The 16,812-nt window shown below is 56.0% G+C and carries 15 protein-coding genes, 1 tRNA gene and 1 pseudogene; 2 read left to right on the top strand and 15 right to left on the bottom strand.

Going from position 1 to position 16,812, the window contains the following annotated elements; translation table 11 throughout:
- Positions 1-15: 15 nt before the first annotated feature.
- The 8 genes from AC2FJ5_RS09120 to AC2FJ5_RS09085 form a co-directional block, all read right to left on the bottom strand.
- Positions 16-714 carry a CbiX/SirB N-terminal domain-containing protein gene (locus AC2FJ5_RS09120; RefSeq protein WP_496793162.1) on the bottom strand — a complete coding sequence of 233 codons (699 nt, stop codon included), beginning with the start codon at positions 712-714 and terminating at the stop codon, positions 16-18.
- Between the two features lie 69 nt (positions 715-783).
- Positions 784-1,716 carry an AEC family transporter gene (locus tag AC2FJ5_RS09115; protein ID WP_142634838.1) on the bottom strand — a complete coding sequence of 311 codons (933 nt, stop codon included), beginning with the start codon at positions 1,714-1,716 and terminating at the stop codon, positions 784-786.
- A 62-nt stretch (positions 1,717-1,778) separates the two neighbouring features.
- Positions 1,779-2,576 carry an MBL fold metallo-hydrolase gene (locus AC2FJ5_RS09110; protein ID WP_271950144.1) on the bottom strand — a complete coding sequence of 266 codons (798 nt, stop codon included), beginning with the start codon at positions 2,574-2,576 and terminating at the stop codon, positions 1,779-1,781.
- Positions 2,573-3,379: a TatD family hydrolase gene (locus AC2FJ5_RS09105; RefSeq protein ID WP_496793160.1), complete on the bottom strand. Its 807-nt coding sequence runs from the start codon at positions 3,377-3,379 to the stop codon at positions 2,573-2,575. Before AC2FJ5_RS09105 ends, AC2FJ5_RS09110 begins: the two co-directional genes overlap by 4 nt.
- On the bottom strand, positions 3,376-4,497 hold the full coding sequence (locus AC2FJ5_RS09100; RefSeq protein ID WP_496793158.1) for a DNA polymerase III subunit delta': 1,122 nt from the start codon (positions 4,495-4,497) through the stop codon (positions 3,376-3,378). Before AC2FJ5_RS09100 ends, AC2FJ5_RS09105 begins: the two co-directional genes overlap by 4 nt.
- A gap of 10 nt (positions 4,498-4,507) precedes the next feature.
- A complete protein-coding gene (gene tmk, locus AC2FJ5_RS09095) occupies positions 4,508-5,131 on the bottom strand; it encodes a dTMP kinase (RefSeq protein WP_496677443.1) in 624 nt (207 codons plus the stop codon).
- Positions 5,128-6,249, bottom strand: a complete 1,122-nt coding sequence (locus AC2FJ5_RS09090; RefSeq protein WP_281994856.1) for a D-alanyl-D-alanine carboxypeptidase family protein — start codon at positions 6,247-6,249, stop codon at positions 5,128-5,130. Before AC2FJ5_RS09090 ends, tmk begins: the two co-directional genes overlap by 4 nt.
- A gap of 64 nt (positions 6,250-6,313) precedes the next feature.
- The gene (locus AC2FJ5_RS09085; protein ID WP_496793157.1) at positions 6,314-7,498 is read right to left on the bottom strand and encodes an SPOR domain-containing protein; all 1,185 of its coding nucleotides are present in this window, start codon (positions 7,496-7,498) and stop codon (positions 6,314-6,316) included.
- 204 nt (positions 7,499-7,702) lie between these two features.
- On the opposite strand from AC2FJ5_RS09085, the gene AC2FJ5_RS09080 reads away from it, so the two are divergent.
- Positions 7,703-7,792, top strand: a tRNA-Ser gene (locus AC2FJ5_RS09080).
- A gap of 1,013 nt (positions 7,793-8,805) precedes the next feature.
- A pseudogene (locus tag AC2FJ5_RS09075) lies at positions 8,806-9,107 on the top strand (transposase); the annotation flags it as partial.
- Here AC2FJ5_RS09075 and AC2FJ5_RS09070 read toward each other — a convergent pair.
- From AC2FJ5_RS09070 to AC2FJ5_RS09040, 7 genes are all read right to left on the bottom strand, one after another.
- A complete protein-coding gene (locus AC2FJ5_RS09070; protein WP_496701775.1) occupies positions 9,098-10,126 on the bottom strand; it encodes a Gfo/Idh/MocA family protein in 1,029 nt (342 codons plus the stop codon). The pseudogene AC2FJ5_RS09075 and the gene AC2FJ5_RS09070 overlap by 10 nt on opposite strands.
- An 89-nt stretch (positions 10,127-10,215) precedes the next feature.
- Positions 10,216-11,292 (bottom strand): Gfo/Idh/MocA family protein, encoded by a 1,077-nt coding sequence (locus AC2FJ5_RS09065; protein WP_496793155.1) that lies wholly within the window; start codon positions 11,290-11,292, stop codon positions 10,216-10,218.
- 12 nt (positions 11,293-11,304) lie between these two features.
- On the bottom strand, positions 11,305-12,312 hold the full coding sequence (locus AC2FJ5_RS09060; protein ID WP_496793154.1) for an ABC transporter permease: 1,008 nt from the start codon (positions 12,310-12,312) through the stop codon (positions 11,305-11,307).
- Positions 12,309-13,250 (bottom strand): ABC transporter permease, encoded by a 942-nt coding sequence (locus AC2FJ5_RS09055; RefSeq protein ID WP_496793153.1) that lies wholly within the window; start codon positions 13,248-13,250, stop codon positions 12,309-12,311. The genes AC2FJ5_RS09060 and AC2FJ5_RS09055 overlap by 4 nt, the downstream gene beginning before the upstream one ends.
- Positions 13,247-14,731, bottom strand: a complete 1,485-nt coding sequence (locus AC2FJ5_RS09050) for a sugar ABC transporter ATP-binding protein (RefSeq protein ID WP_496793151.1) — start codon at positions 14,729-14,731, stop codon at positions 13,247-13,249. The genes AC2FJ5_RS09055 and AC2FJ5_RS09050 overlap by 4 nt, the downstream gene beginning before the upstream one ends.
- Before the next feature lie 73 nt (positions 14,732-14,804).
- Positions 14,805-15,842 (bottom strand): ABC transporter substrate-binding protein, encoded by a 1,038-nt coding sequence (locus tag AC2FJ5_RS09045; protein WP_496690821.1) that lies wholly within the window; start codon positions 15,840-15,842, stop codon positions 14,805-14,807.
- Positions 15,843-15,887: 45 nt separating this feature from the next.
- The gene (locus AC2FJ5_RS09040) at positions 15,888-16,802 is read right to left on the bottom strand and encodes a sugar phosphate isomerase/epimerase family protein (protein WP_496690820.1); all 915 of its coding nucleotides are present in this window, start codon (positions 16,800-16,802) and stop codon (positions 15,888-15,890) included.
- Positions 16,803-16,812 lie beyond the last annotated feature (10 nt).

The following is a 16,812-nucleotide window of genomic DNA, read 5'->3' as shown; positions in this document are numbered from 1 at the left end:
TGTGGTCAGACGACTCTATTTCGATGAAGAAAAAGCTTTGAGAACGGACGCTATGTGTTGCTGCACCAGTGGCAGTTCACCCACAACCGGTAAAACCTGTCCCTTGAACTTGGCCTTGCTTAATTCTTGCGGCACATCCTCAAGAACATGGCCACCCGTGCAGGCAAAAAATGGCAAACACAGGGTTTGGGCGCCGGTTCCTGCAGCGGCCACAGAAATCGAAGGGGCCTCTTCGACAAACCCAAGGCGCAGGGATCCAAGTGGTATCAGTTGCAACAAAGCGTCGCCGAATGCCGTTGCAACGGCGGAAGGGTTTCTGCTGCGGCCCGATCCATGCGCAGCGATCACAAGGTCCGTTTCTTGTGACCGCCAGTCTTTGTCCTGCAGTGTTCCCTCAAGAGTTTGCGCGACCAACTGGGGCAATTTCGGGTCCGCGCCTAAGGGATCCAGAATAGGGTTTCGGCGGTCACCAATACGTTTCGGCAGCACATCTGTGACAAACCACCCTTTGGCCATGAATAGGGGATAGATGACGGCGTTGCCGGGAATCTTGTCCAGTGCGCTGTCAAGTGCCCCAGGGGCTGCCAGCGTAGCAGAATGAACCGAAACACCGGCACACAGGGCATTTACATCGGCCGCATAAGCCGCCAAGACCGCTTCGGCTGGTTCTGGGTCAGAAGGTTGGCCATGGGTAACGATAAGGGCGTGTGTCATAAATCTGTCCTGTCCACTTTAGCGATAGGTGCGCCGCGTCGTGTAAAAGTCAATCCGCCTGCCGCACCGTCAGCCCAATAGGGTCAGCCAAAACCAGACGCTCAGGATAGATACTGCCGTCCCCAACAGAACAGAGGATGCAGCAACCCGTTTGGCGCGGCCATAGATGTTTGCAAAGATATAGGCGTTGAAACCAGGGGCCATGGCGGCTGTCATCACTCCGGACCGGAATAGATCCTGTGGCAGTCCAAGGGTGGATCCGAAAAGCCAGAAAAGGCTCGGGTGCAGCAGCAGAGAAACGCCGCAGACAAAGGCGATCGCCCTTAGGTCACCTTCGGGTCTGTATTTAACCAGAACGCCCCCAAGCGCGAATAGCGCGCCGGGAAGGGCCGCGCGGGTCACCAGGCCAAGGGCATCATCCACAACGGCTGGCACGCCGAGCCCGGACAGATTTACGATGAAACCCAGTGAGATCCCGACAATCAGAGCGTTGCGAAACATCGCGGTCAGGACCGAGCGAACCATTCGCGATCCTCCGTGGCCCCGGTTCCGGATCACCTCCATTACCGTGATGCCTAGGCCGTAACAAAACGGCGAGTGAAAGGCGATGACGGCATAATTGCCCGTAAGGCTTTCAGGGCCATAAGCCCGTTCAGTAATCGGCAATCCCAGCAGGACGGAATTGGAGAACAGGCAGCAAAAACCGATTGCGACGCAATCTTCCCATTCGCGGTTGAAGATCAGTCGCGCGCCGAACAGGCCGGCACAAAAGCAAAGCGCAGCAGCAGAGTAAAAGCTGATCAACAGCTTGGGATCAAAACTGACACTGAGGTCGAGATGTGAAATCGCAAGAAACAGAAGGCAGGGGATTGCAAAACCCTGAGTGAACTTCATCAGGCCATCAATGTGGTTTTCCTTGAAGTATCCAAGAAGAGTGGAGACGTAACCGGCTCCAATAACAAGAAAAACTGGAAGGATGACTTCAATGAGATTTTGCAGCATGTCAGCGTTCCGCAACAGTTATTCGCGCGGGAAAGGATATCTGTATGATCTCGGCCAGGGCTCTACAGAGCCTGATGTATCACCATGCCGTCATAAGCAGGGGTGATGTTGTCTGCGGTTTCTGCGTCGACCGTGGCATAGTCAAGATCGATATGCATGTTGGTCAGAACCGCGGTTTTTGGTTGCAACAGGTCGATCCAGCCAAGGGTCTTTTCCAGATGCGCATGGGTCGGGTGCGGGGACCGGCGCAGCGCGTCGATCACCAGACAGTCCAGTCCCTCTAATGTGGTCCAGGCATCGTCATATATCTCTGCCACGTCCGGCAGGTAGGCCAGATTGCCCATTTTGAAACCAAGCGCGTCGATTGAACCGTGGTTCACCTTAAAGGGGTGAAATGGGATAGGGCCTCCCGGGCCAGTGATCTCGAACGGGCCGTCGATTGTCTTGAGGTTGAGGATCGGCGGGTAGGGTGAGTTTTCAGGTTGGATGAAGGCATAGCCAAATCGGCCCAAAAGATCATTCTGGGTGTCGCCATCAGCCCAGACCGGCACCCGTTCGCGCATGTTGAAGACGATCATGCGCAAGTCGTCAATGCCATGGACGTGGTCGGCATGGGAATGGGTATAGACCACCCCGTCCAACCGCCCGGTGCCGGTGTCCAGCAGCTGGCTGCGCATGTCAGGGGTTGTGTCGATCAGAACCGAGGTGGTGCCTTCGGGCCCGTCACGTTCGACCAACATCGAGCAGCGGCGGCGGATGTTCCTGGGGTTTTCGGGGTCGCAGTCGCCCCAGTGACCGCCAAGACGTGGCACTCCACCTGACGAGCCGCAGCCCAAAATGGTGCAGCGCAGCGTGGTCATGCCGCCGCCTTGTGAGAGGCGACCTTGGTGAAGAGTCTTTCGAAATTGGCCTGGGTCTGCGCCGCGAAATCGGCATAGCCCATGCCAAAGACCTCCGCGCCTTTGCGGGCGGTGTGGGCGGTATAGGCCGGTTCATTCCGTTTGCCGCGAAACGGGGGCGGCGCCAGATAGGGCGCGTCGGTTTCAACCAGGATGCGGTCTACTGGCGCATTTGCGAAAATATCGCGCAATTCCTGGCTTTTGGGAAAAGCGGCGATGCCCGACATGGACAGGTAAAACCCATGATCCAGGGCGGACTGTGCCAGCTCGGCCGAAGACGAAAAACAATGCATCACACATGAATAGGGGGCATTGCCGTATTCTTCGGCCAGAATGCGGGCCATGTCTTCGTCCGCCGCGCGCGCATGAATGATCAAAGGCAGTCCGGTACGCTGAGCGGCCTCGATATGAACGCGCAGGGATTGCTGCTGAACCTGCGCACTGTCGGCGGTATAGTGATAATCCAGCCCGGTTTCACCGATACCAACAAACTTGGGGTGCTGTGACAGTGCCACCAGCTCGTCCACAGTTGCCATCGGTTCATCGGCTGCACTCATCGGGTGCGTGCCTGCCGCGTAGAATACCGGCGCGTGAGCCTCAGCTATGGCGCGCACAGTGGGTTCGTTCCTCAACCTGGTGCAGATCGTCACCATCCGGGTCACACCGGATTCGGCCGCATTTGCGACGATCAGGTCCAACTGTCCTTCAAAATCGGGGAAGTCCAGATGGCAATGGCTGTCGGTGATTTGGGGGGTGTCGCTCATCTGTTCTGACCGGCGGTTTCCTGTATCTTGAACACCGTATCTAGGACCAGAGCGGCAGGGTCAAGGTTCACCGCCTGCCCGTGGCGGGCGCGGGCGGTGATCTGGGCTGCGGTTTCCGCCCAAAGGCGTGCCTGCTCCGGCGATCTGGACAAACGGGACAGGATATCACCTTCGTTTGGCGCGGCCTCTGGCGATGGCGGAGCACCAGTCGCACCGGTCACAGCAAGACGTGACAAGGCAATGTCGATCAGCGTCAACAGCAACTCGAACCGTTCGGCTGCTCCGCGCTGTGCGGCAGCCTCGGCCAGAGCCAGAGCGCGTTGTCTGTCCAGCCGGGGCAGGGTGCTCAGGATCGCGATGAGCTCGGCATATATTTCGAGTCCGCTCAGATTTATCAGGCGGACGGCGTCCCCAACGGACCCGCTGGCCAGAGCGGCCAGATGGTCGGGGTTTCCAGTCAGCTCAACCCCGGTCTGGGTCAGTGCGGCGTTCATATCTTCCGCGTTCAGCGGCGAAAGGCGCAAGGTACGGCACCGGGATCGGATCGTGGGCAAAAGGCGGGACGGTTGATGCGATATCAACAGCAGCGTTGTCCGCGCAGGCGGTTCTTCGAGCATTTTCAGCAATGCGTTGGCGGCGCTGATGTTCATTTCATCCGCAGAATCTACGATGACGACACGGCGGCCCCCATCGGCCGAGGACAGGCCGAAGAACTTCCCAAGTTTGCGAATGTCGTCCACAACGATTTCATTTCGCAACCTGCCCTGATCGTTCACGGATCGTTTGATGGCGGCCAGGCCAGGCTCGGCACCAGCCAGAATTCGATGAACAACCGGGTGATCTGGTGGAATCTCAAGCGTTTTAGGGGGAGGTGGCGCGCCAAACAGTCCGTCCTCTTCGACCGGCGGGGTTGCCAGCAGAAACCGCGCGATCCGCCAGGCCAGCGTTGCCTTACCCACACCTCGGGGGCCGGTCAGCAGCCAGCCGTGGTGCAGACGATCAGAAGTATAGGCGTCAAGAAAGGCCTGCTCGGCCTCGGCCTGCCCAAACAGTTGCGGTGTTTCGCGCGGATGGAGGGCACCGGGTGCCTGATCCGGGATCGGGGTGTCGTCGCTCATCAATCGTCCGTCACAAGGCTTGCATGACGATATCTGTCACATCCCGGGCAACGCTGTCCATGTCCCTGTCGCCGTCGATCACGCGAAACCGGTCGGAGAACTCATCTGCCAATGCCAGAAAACCGGCCCGCATCTTCTGTTGCAGGTGAATGCCGAAATCCTCGAACCGTTCTTCGGTGCCCTGCCGACCCTTGGCCCGAGAGAGGCCGGTTTCAGGATCCATGTCGATCAACACGGTCAGATCCGGTTCACGTTTGATCATCAGCTTATGCAACTGATCGACCAATCCCCGCAGGTCGCCGCGAGATAGGCCCTGATACATGCGGGTGCTATCGGCGAAACGGTCGCAGATGACGATCTTGCCCGCAGTCAAAGCGGGTTCAATGGTGCGTTCCAGATGGTCGCGCCGCGCAGCAGTGAACAGCAGGATTTCCGTCTCGGCGGACCAGCGGTCGGGATCGCCCTCAAGAACCAGCCTGCGGATTTCTTCGGCCCCGGCTGAGCCGCCAGGTTCACGTGTCAGTACGACATCATGCCCGAGGCCGCGCAAATGCTCGGCCAGCATGCGCGCTTGAGAGGATTTGCCCGATCCGTCAATGCCTTCGAAGGTCAGAAATAACCCGCCCGCCGTCACATCGCGCCCAACGGGTTACCGATGACATCTTTTGCAACAATGCCGCCGACCGTCATGATCCGCACGAAGAAACCGCCCTTTTCGACGCTTTCCGCTGCGACCAGAGGTCGGCGGATCTCGGGCAGGCCATCGGGTTTGATGACAAGCTCAGCGATTTCCTGTCCTTTGGCGATGGGGGCCTCAAGCGGACCGTCATAGACGATTTCTGCCTCAACATTCTTATCCCCGAGAACAGGCAGCAGCAGTGTCAAATCCTCTTGCGGGACAAGATCAACCGTTTTCGAAGTGCCCATCCAGATATCGGCTTGTCCTATCGGTTTTTCTGCTTCGGCAAGCTGCCTCTCGACAAAATTGCGAAACGACCAGTTAACGACGGCCTCAGCCTCCTCTGCGCGGCGGGCGACGCTGTCGAGCCCCGACAAAACGAATATGACCCTGCGATCGCCCTGTTGGGCCGATCCTACAAGGCCATAGCCCGCTTCTTGCGTGTGGCCAGTCTTTAGCCCATCCGCACCAATCCCAAGTTTCAGTAAGGGATTCCGGTTACGCGAATTTGACGGCACCCGGTTGTCGAATTCGAACTCTTCCTCGGCGAACAGAGGGTAATATTCGGGAAAGTCGCTAATCAGATGGTCGGCCAGAATGGCGAGGTCATGCACAGACATCATGTGGCCTGCGGCTGGCCATCCGTTCGAATTCGCAAAGTTCGAATTATTCATACCCAGCTGTTGCGCGCGTTGGGTCATGAACCGGGCAAACCCAGCTTCGGTTCCGTCCGGGCTGAGGGCTTCGGCGATAACAACACATGCGTCATTTCCTGACAGGACTATGATCCCGCGCAGCAGGTCTTCGACCCGGACACGGTCCTGCGTGTTCAGGAACATACTTGAGCCCTTATAGCTGGTCGCATGTTCGGAAACCGGAAGTTCCTCATTCAGTTCCAGGCGACCGTCCCGCAGCGCTTCGAATGCTACAAACAGGGTCATGAGTTTGGACATGGACGCGGGCGGCAACGGCTGGTCTGCGTCTTTGGACAAAAGAACGGTTCCTGTCGTTTGGTCCATGACATAGGCAGCACGGGCTTGCGTATCGAAAGCTTGTGCGGGCAGGGCAAACATAGCCAAACCGAGGGTCAGTACAGATGATCGAAATGAGGACAGCACGAGGGGGACCTCCTTTTGCTTAATTCTTCACGGTATAGGCGTCAGAAAAGCCCAGATCTTTGACGTCGCTTTGCATTGCGTTTCGTTCCGCCCGCGTCAAAGCAGGACCAACGATCACCCTCCAAACAGTTTTGCCATTGGCTTCGAGTTTTTGAACTTTCGCAGGCAACCCGTTTCGCCGAATTTTCTCGGCAGCACCTTCGGCATTTTCTTCAACTGTGAAGGTGCCCACCTGAATAAACGGTTTTGAAAGCGATGAAACGGAGGTTGCCTCAGTGCTGGCTGCGGTTGCTGCCGGGGTAGGGGCGGCCTCTTCGATGGCCGCTGCAGCGCCCTCAATCGGGTCCAGAGGTGTTTCGGTGATTTCGTCGGCAGGCTTCTTTTGCCACCATTTCCGCTTCGGTGCAGCCTCGGTTGGCGGCGTGACAGTGGGATCGGTCAGATTTGCGGTTGGTGCTGGCTCAGGCGCCGCCTCGATAATCTCTGTTGCCGTCTCATCGGTCTTTTCTGCGGTTTCAGCCACGGCTGCAGCTGTCGCAGCACCAGCTGCAGCAACTGGAGCCTTCTTTTGCCACCATTTACGCTTGGCTGGTTTATCAACGTCTTCGGACACATCTGCTGTGGTCTGGCTATCGGTTTTTTTGTCCTGAGGTTCAACCGCCTCAGCCGTTGGGGTCTCTTCGGGTTCAGCGACCTCTTCGGGCTCAGGAGCTTTTTCTTCTACTTTCTCGGCAGGCTTGCGCCGCAGGGCAACAACTTCAACCCGAGTCGGTGCGCCTGCGAGGATACCCAGTTTCGCGGCGGCAGTCGAAGACAGTTGCAGCGCAGGGCCCGGCAAGTTGCGTTCGCGGCGGAAAAGTGCGCCGGTTACGGATTTGTTGTTCTTTGTATTCGTTATCCGAACACGTTCAGGCTGTGTAACGTCCGGGTGCGCGACCCAGATTCCGCCCAACGAGGGGCGCCCATCCCACAAACCGGCTTCGGTGACCTTGAAGACATCAGGAGCTTCAACATCATCACGCGCGTTCCCTGTCGTTTTGGGAAACAGCTCTAATTTGCCGTCGTCCTGCACGCTTTCGTCCGCCTGCTCGGTGGATGTTCCACCCGATGTCAGGGCCTCGTCGCACCCTGACAGAGCCGCAACTGTTATTACCAGAACCGCCAGTGCCCGCGGTTTTGCGCGTGTCGTGGTCGCTCGATCCATATTTGCAATCCCTTGCCTGTAAGGGGCCTCTTTCATCGTACCCCGCCGCCGATCGCTGGTTCTGAACTGCCAGCCTGTCACGGTCTTTCACGCAAAGCATAGCCTGCACGTTCGGCCATGGAAAGTCTGCTGCACAGGCTTCGGCAAGATTTCCCTATTTGGTCTTGCCACCGTTTAAAGATAGCCTTAGACCCGGCCCCACGCGGGGAGGTGGCAGAGTGGTCGAATGCGGCGGTCTTGAAAACCGTTGGGCGTGAGAGCGTCCCCAGGGTTCGAATCCCTGTCTCCCCGCCACTCATACCTGTCTCACTTCAGTTGTGTTTTCTGATCCGGAATTGCGCTGCAATTCCCGCGAGTTGGCGCATGCGCTTTCAATCAGAGACGGAGCAAACCGTACACTCAGAACGCAATTCAGGCCTCAGTCTCAGTGGCGCATTTTGGCGGGGTCGCTTTGGGAGGGATTTCCCTGATACCCGGCAACTTACAGGGAATTTTCGTGAGATGGGTCTGGAATCCAGAGTTTCTCCTCTCAGAAATGTATGTTTTTCAGAGGTCTATGCTGCAAATTCCCAAAAAGGTGGAGTAGGGAATTGTTCCCACAGATCAAGGAGGGCGAACCCTGTATCTGGGAGGCTGGTTCTTGAGGTGTCAAAAGTCGAACGACATTCCTGTTCGGCCCAATCAAGTGCGTGGGTAACGCTGACCAGACGCTTGAGTGTGAGTTCGGGCAGCTGGGTACCGTCGAGAATCGCGGCCTGAATCTTCGGTGAGAGAAAGGCAGTCAGGTCGCAACTCCCGATGAAGCGAGAGAAATCCTGGACTTGAAAGGAGGGGACCGCGTAGCGTTTTGAGGAAAAAAGTGACTGACATCAACTCCCATCGCGCAACATATTTTTGGATTTCTGAAAATCCTAAGGAGATCGAACCATGCGAGTGAGTGTTTTGACATTCAGCGCGCTTCTTACAGGATTTACTACCGTTCAAACTCATGCTCAGAACGCGGCTCAGGACATCACCAATCTTCCGCTCAGTAACCAGTCTGGAGACTGCGCGGACTATGCTGGAGTATATTCTGCTTCAGTGGAAGACGTCACGCGACAACAATAATTTAGGCCCATTGATTTCCGTTTGGCTGCGTGATTCATCGCGTTCAAAATGAGCGGTGCACATGTCTGACCGGGCGCACCAAGGGCGGCATGAACACAAAGTTGCATGCGGTTTGTGACAGATGAGCCCTTTTGCGCTATTGGTTAAAGCACAATGGCGAATGAAACCCCTGGGATCTGTCTGTCACTGCCGGTTAGTTCAGCAACTACATTAGCGCGAGGGCATTGGTCAGCAGCCCGCCAAATGTCGAATGGTTGCTGGGTGAGCGCGGATATGATGCCGATTGGTTTAGAGACGCGTTGAAAGATAAAGGGATACGCGCGTGCATCCCAGGCCGCAAACAGCGCAAGACAACTGTCCGATACGACAAGTGCCGCTACAAACGTCGCAATCGGATTGAGATCATGTTTGGCAGATTGAAGGACTGGCGACGCGGTTCGACAGGTGTCTCAAAGTCTTCCTCTCAGAAATCGCTCTCGCCGCTTTGGTCATCTATTCGCTATGTGTCCTGAGCCTAATGCTTCCTATCTCGACCTCCCTTTTGCGTTTAGACGAAGCAACCGCGGCGAGAACGATGGCCAATGATTTTAGGTTGGTTCTTGCAGATGTTGAGGGCTCTCGGTCGTCTTCAATTGAACAAAGAAGCTCCCCCATGGCGCCACGAAACCCGTCGTTGAACCATTGTCCTTCGAGTGCAGGCCGCGCAATGCCATGCGCTGTCTCAAGTGTCACAGATTGCGTCGACAGATCCGGTCCAACTGATGTCAGGCTACCGGTCTTACCTGCAACGTATGTTGTATCGCGAGGCCCATAGGGAACGCCCCCGTCAAAAACCAGGCTTGCTTGGCCTTGGTCCAAACGAACCAGAGCCTGCGACATCAGAGGCACTTTGTTGGCCTGGCCGCGTGCAGATGTAGCAGTTGCAAAGACGCTTTCTGCTCTATCTCCGACAAGAGACGCAAGAAAGTCGAACCAGTGAATTCCAAAGTCGTAAAGTATCAGCTGGTCGATTTCGTCAAACGGGGTACCTGCAGTCCAGCTGTGATCCCAGTGAATTGAGATATGGGCCGACAGAACATCACCGATCAATCCGGCTGAAACCGCCTCACGCATCCAGGACAGGTGCGGGGCCCAGCGACCGTTCTGGTTTACCGCTAGTTTAACGCCTTGATCATCTGCCAGCTTCACAAGGTCATTACCCAGATCGAGGTCGGTGACAAAAGGCTTCTGGCTGAGCACGTGTTTGCCTGCTTGCAGGGCAGCTCTGATGATTGGCACGCGATGTTCAGGGTGCAGCGTGACATCGACAACGTCGATCTCGCTATCGGCAAGAAGCGCCTCCCAGTCATTTTCGATGCGGGCAGACGGGCAGTAAACAGCAGCTTTCTCTTCAGCCTTCGCGCGCGTACGGTTCCAGATTGCGGCGACGTCCCAGCCTGCTGTTCGGTAGGCATCAAGATGGCTTGCAGAAATCCCACCAGTACCAATAACCCCGATCCGGGGTCTATAGCGTCGAGGCATTGGTGGAAGATATTGCAGATCCGGCGCATCGATTTCGTGCCGATGCGCAGATTTTAGTGCGTACTGGTCTGTATTGGCACTGTCTGAGGTCATGCGAGTAACCGAAGTGTTCGTTTTTCATATGCCGAGCGGAGCGCCGTATCGACGATCCGTTGCGCTGTCAGGCAAAGTGCTGGATCCAGTGGCCCTTTGACCGGGATTTCTCTGGATATGCAGTCAAGGACGTACTCAATCGCATTTCGTTCACCTAACGGTAGCGGAGTCACTGGTATCTCGTGCCGGTCAGGTCGTGTGCGGGTTTGAACCGTTATGTGATCGGCATAATCGGGTGATGAAATGGTGCCGTCTGTGCCCACAAAGACGAATCCGCAAGTTGGTTGAGGTTGCGTTGTCCACGGGTCGGTGAAGGTGCCCCAGCGCGTTTCCATTTTTGAGAGCCCGGTTTCATAACGGCAAACGGCAATGGCATGTTGATCGACCTCAATCCCCGGTGTCTCATCGACTGTGCATGTCACCTCGATCGGCTCCTTTCCCCCTAAATACCAGGTTCCAAGCGTCGCGCCGTAGCCAAGGTAATCCAACAGTGACCCACCGCCCGATGCCCGCTTATACCACCATGAATTCGGTTTCTGACGCTCAACCTCGTCCAGGGTGACTTCGACCTTGTCGGCCAGATGGTATAGAGGCCCGCGATTTCCATCGTAGAAATGCACTTCGCGCAGGTCGCCGATCATCCCCTCATCAATCAACCGTTTGGCCGTGACGTGGCTTTCGACCCATCGTAATGGCCAGTTGATGATCAACTGCTTGTCGGTCCTATCCATTGCAGCCATCATGCGGCGCGCATCATCAGAAGATGCGGCAAAGGGCTTTTCGACAAAAACATGCAGGTCGTAAGAGGCCAGACGTTCGGTATATTCCGCATGCTGAGCCGTTGCCACACAAAGAATTGCCATGTCGTAGGGTCCCGCAGCCATGCATGTGTCGAAGTTGATAAAGATCCGATCTTCGGGAACGCTGAATGCCGTTGCCGCTGCCTTCATCTTGTCCCAATCAGGATCGAATATACCGGCGATTTCAGCGTCTGGATGATCGTGCACCATCCGAAGCAAGTCACCCATATGCATGTGATCGAAACTGATGCCAACGATCCGGAATTTGGCCATTGGAAACTCCCTTTAGCGCGTGCCGGTGATCCTGACGTAGAGTGCGGTAACTGCAAGAATGATCAGCCCAAACAGGGCCGTGCGCGCACCTTCCGGCATTTGCATCAATGTTAGCATAGTATCCAGCACACGCAGAATAAGTGCGCCCACAATCGCACCTGCGAAACTGCCACGACCTCCGAAGATTGATGTGCCGCCAATCACCGCCGCAGCGACAGAGGGTAACAATAAGGGGTTGGCAAGGCTCAGCGAAGTTTGACGGATCATGCCGAGATAGAGCAAGCCAGCCAGCGCAGCGATCAAACTTGAAAGCACGTAGAGCCCCAGATAGACCTGCCATGCTCGGACCCCGGACAGCTTAGCGGCCTGCTCATTGGAGCCTAGGGCGAACAGCAGCCGACCAAATCCTGTATAGCGCATAAGCCACAGGATAAAGAGCGCAAACGGGATGAATACAAAAAGGCCATTCGGCATTCCAGCGGTGCGGCCGGTTCCGAGCCAGGCAAGGAAGGCGGGGATTTCGGTGCCAGCATTGATAACGAGGCGTTGATAGACCTGCAGACATCCGGTGGCGATTAACCCCGATCCCAGTGTCATGATCAATGGATGGACCCGGACCAATCCCACACCGATGCCATTTACAACGCCCACAACTAGGCCAGCTGACAGCGCGATCAATACTGCAGGTGTCACGCCCCAAATCGCACTAAGTGTTGCGCAAACGAAGGCTGACACGGTGGCAACTACCCCGACCGAGAGATCAATTCCTGCGGTTAGCATTGTCAGCACCTGACAAGCCGCAAGCATCGCCAATGGAATTGCGAACTTGATCAGGTTGCCAACCCAAAAGGTTGAAATCAGCCCATCCCGACCTGCTCGGACCGGGGTAACGATACCTGGCCGCAATACTTCCAGCACAGCGATCATCAGGACAAGGAAGACCAATAGCGGGATGATCGGGTTGTCGCGCAGATAACGGCTAAAGCGGACCATCGGTGGATCTATGGTGTCCATGCTCATCGGCGGGATCCCTTTAGTGAAGCCGCCGTGCCCAACATAACGACGAGAACCATAATTGTGCCTTCGATAATTGTGGTCACGTTTGGATCGACGGCCATCAATGTCAGGATCGTCCGAATGATCCGCAAAATGAACACCGCGATGATCGGTCCAAGCAGACCGCCTTTGCCACCGCCCAGCACGACACCGCCCAGAACGACGGCCGCGACCGAGGCCATAAGATATGGCCCCGGAACCGGCTCTCCAATCCCGGTCAGCGCAGCGAGGCTTAGACCGCCCATGGCACAAAACAGCCCGCATAGCGCATAGGCTGCTATCTTTGTTCTTCCCACTGAAACACCAGAGCGGAAAGCGGCAAGCTCGTCTGATCCGGTGGCGTAAATCGAGAGCCCGAGTTTGGAGCGCCGGATCGGCAACCAGACAACAGCGATGCCCAAGGCAATGACAAGCAGTGCCTTGGGCAGCCCGTTGAACAGAAAGTGACCGCGTATTGCCTGTTCCAGCCAATCTGCAGTCGCGCCGCCCGGTGTCTCAAGGATCAACAGCGCGACGCCTTCCCACACAAACAGCATGGCGAGTGTCACAACGATATCGGGCACGCGCGTTACAACGATCAAAAGACCATTGATCAACCCCATCAAAAACCCGACCCCCAACACGATAAACAAGGCCGGTACACCGGCCATGCGCTCCATCAGAACGGCTGCAGTCACAGCACAGACCGCCATCATAGACGCAACAGACAGGTCGATGCCGCCGACGATTACGACGATGGCCATACCGGCGGTTGCGAAAGCAAAGGGCAGGGCGGCGCGGGCAATACTCTCCAGTCCTGACGCACCGAAAGTTGGCTGTATCAATTTTGTGATAGTCAAAAGGACCATGAGAAGAACCGCTAACCCCATGACCCATGCGTGTTTTCGGATGGCCACGCTCACGCCGCGCCCTCCGTCTCGGTCAGGCCATAAGCCGCACGCATCAGCGATTGCTCATCCGCGTCGGCCGCATCTATCACGTCAACCACGCGCCCGTTGAAGATTACGACAGCACGGTCACAGGCGAGTGGAATTTCTTCCAGCTCAGATGTGTAGAACAGAACCGCCGCGCCTTGATCTGCCAACTCACGGACAAGCGGGTAAATCTGGCGCTTTGTACGCACATCGATGCCACGGGTCGGATCGAATAAAAGCAGAGTTTCAACACCTGTCGCCAGCCAGCGACCAATGGTGACTTTCTGTTGGTTGCCACCTGAAAGCCTTTGCACTTCGCCTTGCGCGCGTGTGTCGATCTGAAGTTTCTCAACCGCATAAGCGACCCGATCGCGCTCATGCCGCAATTTTATTGGTCCCCAGTTCTTGAGCCGGGCTGAAAATGGCAGAGCGATATTTTCTTTAACTGACCTTTGCGCCAGCAGAGCGTCTGACCGATCGCCCGGAACGAAAGTTATCCCGACAGCAATGGCGTCGGCGGGGTGGCCGAAGTTTACGGGCTTTCCATCAACTTCCATCGATCCTGAAGACGGGCGATCAAAGCCCGCCAGAACCTCAAACAGTTCATCCTGCCCCTGACCCTCAAGCGCGACCACCCCAAGGACCTCGCCGGGGAATAAGTCGAACGAAACATCCGAGAAACTGGGCTCAAAAGCCAGTGACTTAATGCCTAGGCGCGGTGTCTTAGCCTGTGGTTCATTTGCTCGTAGGATCTGACGTGTTCCAATGTCAATCTTCTGACCCAGCATCAATTCGACCACGCGTTCTTCTACGCCGGGTTCAATGTCGAGATCTCCGACAGACATGCCATCCCGCAACACAGTGGCCCGATCGCACAGTTCCGAAATCTCGGTGAAACGGTGAGAAACATAGATCACACCCATCCCGTCATTTGCTTTGCGCCTTACGGTCTTCAATACGCGTTCAACCAGATCCGTCGGCAGCGCCGCGGTCATTTCGTCCAGCAAGAGGACATCTGGTTCAACTGCCAGCGCGCGTGCCAGATCGAGGATGCGCAGCGTAGCAAGTGGCAGGTCGCCAATCATCGCCGATAGTTTCAGGCCTTCGATGCCAAGTTCTGTAACCCAGTTTTGAAACTGATCGACAGGTGTGTCTGTCAGCCGAAGATTGTCGGATACGTCGAGATCAGGAATGAGCGAGGGTTCTTGATAAACCGGCACCAAACCGGAACGGCGCGCCTCGGCGGGGCTTCCGACAAACGCTTGTTTGCCTCTGATCAATACCTGACCAGCGTCGGGTTTAAGGGCACCGGTAATGATCTTGACGAAAGTGGACTTGCCAGCGCCATTTGCGCCCATCAAGGCGACGATCTCGCCTTCGGCAACCGTGAGGTGCGCATTGGTCAACGCCCGTACGGCGCCAAAACTTTTGGCCACGTCAGACGCGTCGAGAAGTGGTGTGCTGCTCATGGAAGTCCTTGAATGCCGAGTGGGTTGGATTTGCCTTCCGCCCAGCTAAAGGCGGAAGGCCAGTCAATTCGGATCAGCCCTCGCCGGGTCCCTTACAGTCGATGATTTGTTCCATCGTGTAATCGGTCCAGCCGGGAACGGTCACTGATACGGGCCACTCTGGGTCAAGGTTAGGATTCTGAGCCGCTGTGATCGTTTCACGGCCTGCGTCCGTCGCATTCTCCCAAAGCACAGGATCTACAAGAACGGTTTTGTTCTCAGGTGCCTTGCCGTTCAGAATGTCGACAGCCAAAGCAATGCCTGCGCCGCCGACTGAGCCAGGATTTGTCACTGCCGCGCCGTTCAATCCCTCAACCTCGGTCAGATATTGAACAAATCCTGCGTTGTCTGCGCCAACGATCGGAACCAGGGGAGCGCCGGATTCAGTGAAAGCGTCGACGATTACATTGTCGATGCCGCTGGTCCAGACACCGTCAAACGGGATGCCGGTGGCCAGGTAATCAAAGATCTGTTGCTTGCCCTGATCTTGCTGCCAGCCGGTGAAAACCTCGTGCACCACATTGACATCGGGGTGTTCTGCCAACGCGCGTTTAAAGCCGTTGTCGCGGTCAGTATCCGCCGAAACCCCAGCAATGCCACGCATATAGACAACGTCACCTTTGCCACCAAGCTGTTCAAACAACCACTTGGCGCCAAGATAGGCGTATTCTTCTTGATTGTTCGAAAGAATGTAGGCGCCTTCAGCCGAAACGCCGGCATCCACGGCAACAACTACGATGTCCTGAGATATCGCCTTTTCCAGTGCCGAGTTTAAAGCATCGGGGTTGGATGGGTTCAGCACGATGGCGTCTACACCCGCTTCAATGAGGTTGTTGATGTCTTCCAGTTGCCCGGCTGAATCGGTGTTGCGATGCGCAACGATTAGGTTCGTCACATCGGCTTCGACCAGAGCTTGCGCACGCATGGCGCAGATCATCTGTTCGCGCCAACCATTACCTTGAACGGTGTTGGACACTCCGATTGTGTATTGCTTGTGCCCGTCAGCCAACGCCACAGTTGAAAGAGACGCTGAAACTGCAAGAGCAGCAACACCATAAAGTAGGTTCTTCATTTTAGTTTCCTCCCAGTTTTAGTCATTTCAAATTTGATAATTTCTTCACTTGATGAATGGTGACAGGACATCCCGGGCCAGCAGAAAACCCCGCTTGACCTTTTCGTCAGTCCCTTCGAACAATCTGTCTTCATGTTCGATAATGATCGGACCGTCGTATCCGGCGCGGTACAGGCCGGAAAAGAAACCGGACCAGTCCACATCGCCCAGCCCGCATAGCCGTGGGATTTGCCATCCCATGCCGGTAGACATCACACCGTTCTCATAAAGCCCGTCCTCATCAACCATCACGTCTTTGGCATGGACATGAGCCATGTGAGGACCGAACTCCTTGATGAACCGTGTCTGATCGATGAACTGCCAGATCAGATGTGAAGGATCGAAGTTCATGCCAACCGCATCGCCCCATTCTTCAAAAATCCGCCGCCAGATTCTTGGCGAGTAAGCAATGTTGTGACCCCCGGGCCATTCGTCATAGCTGAAGATCATCGGGCAGTTCTCAAAGCACAGACGCACACCAGAGTTTTGTGCATGCCTCACGATCGGATCGAAAATTTCGGTGGCACGCTCCCAGTTCGCGTCTAGATGCAGAGTGCGATCTCCGCCGACGAATGTGTTGACAACTTTGATGCCCATAACACCGGCGGCGGTGATTACTTTGTTAAGATGTCCAATAACTTCAACCCGATGCTCTTCATCGGCGTGGAGCGGGTTGGGATAGTACCCCAGACCCGAAATCTCGATCCCCTGATCGCCGAGTTGCCCGACAATTTCATTGCCCTGATCCGCGGAAAGGCCATCTACGTTGATGTGGCTGGTTCCCGCATAGCGCCGTTGTTCGCCACCTGACGATGGCCAGCAGGCGACCTCCATCGCCGAAAACCCATTGGAACCGGCCCAGGCCGCCACCTCAGTCAATTGAGAGTTTTCGAATGGTGCAGTCAGTAAGCCCAGTTTCATGTCATCGCCC

The organism is Ruegeria sp. CDSA221, from assembly GCF_059611825.1.
This window is presented reverse-complemented; position numbering and strand designations above follow the sequence as displayed.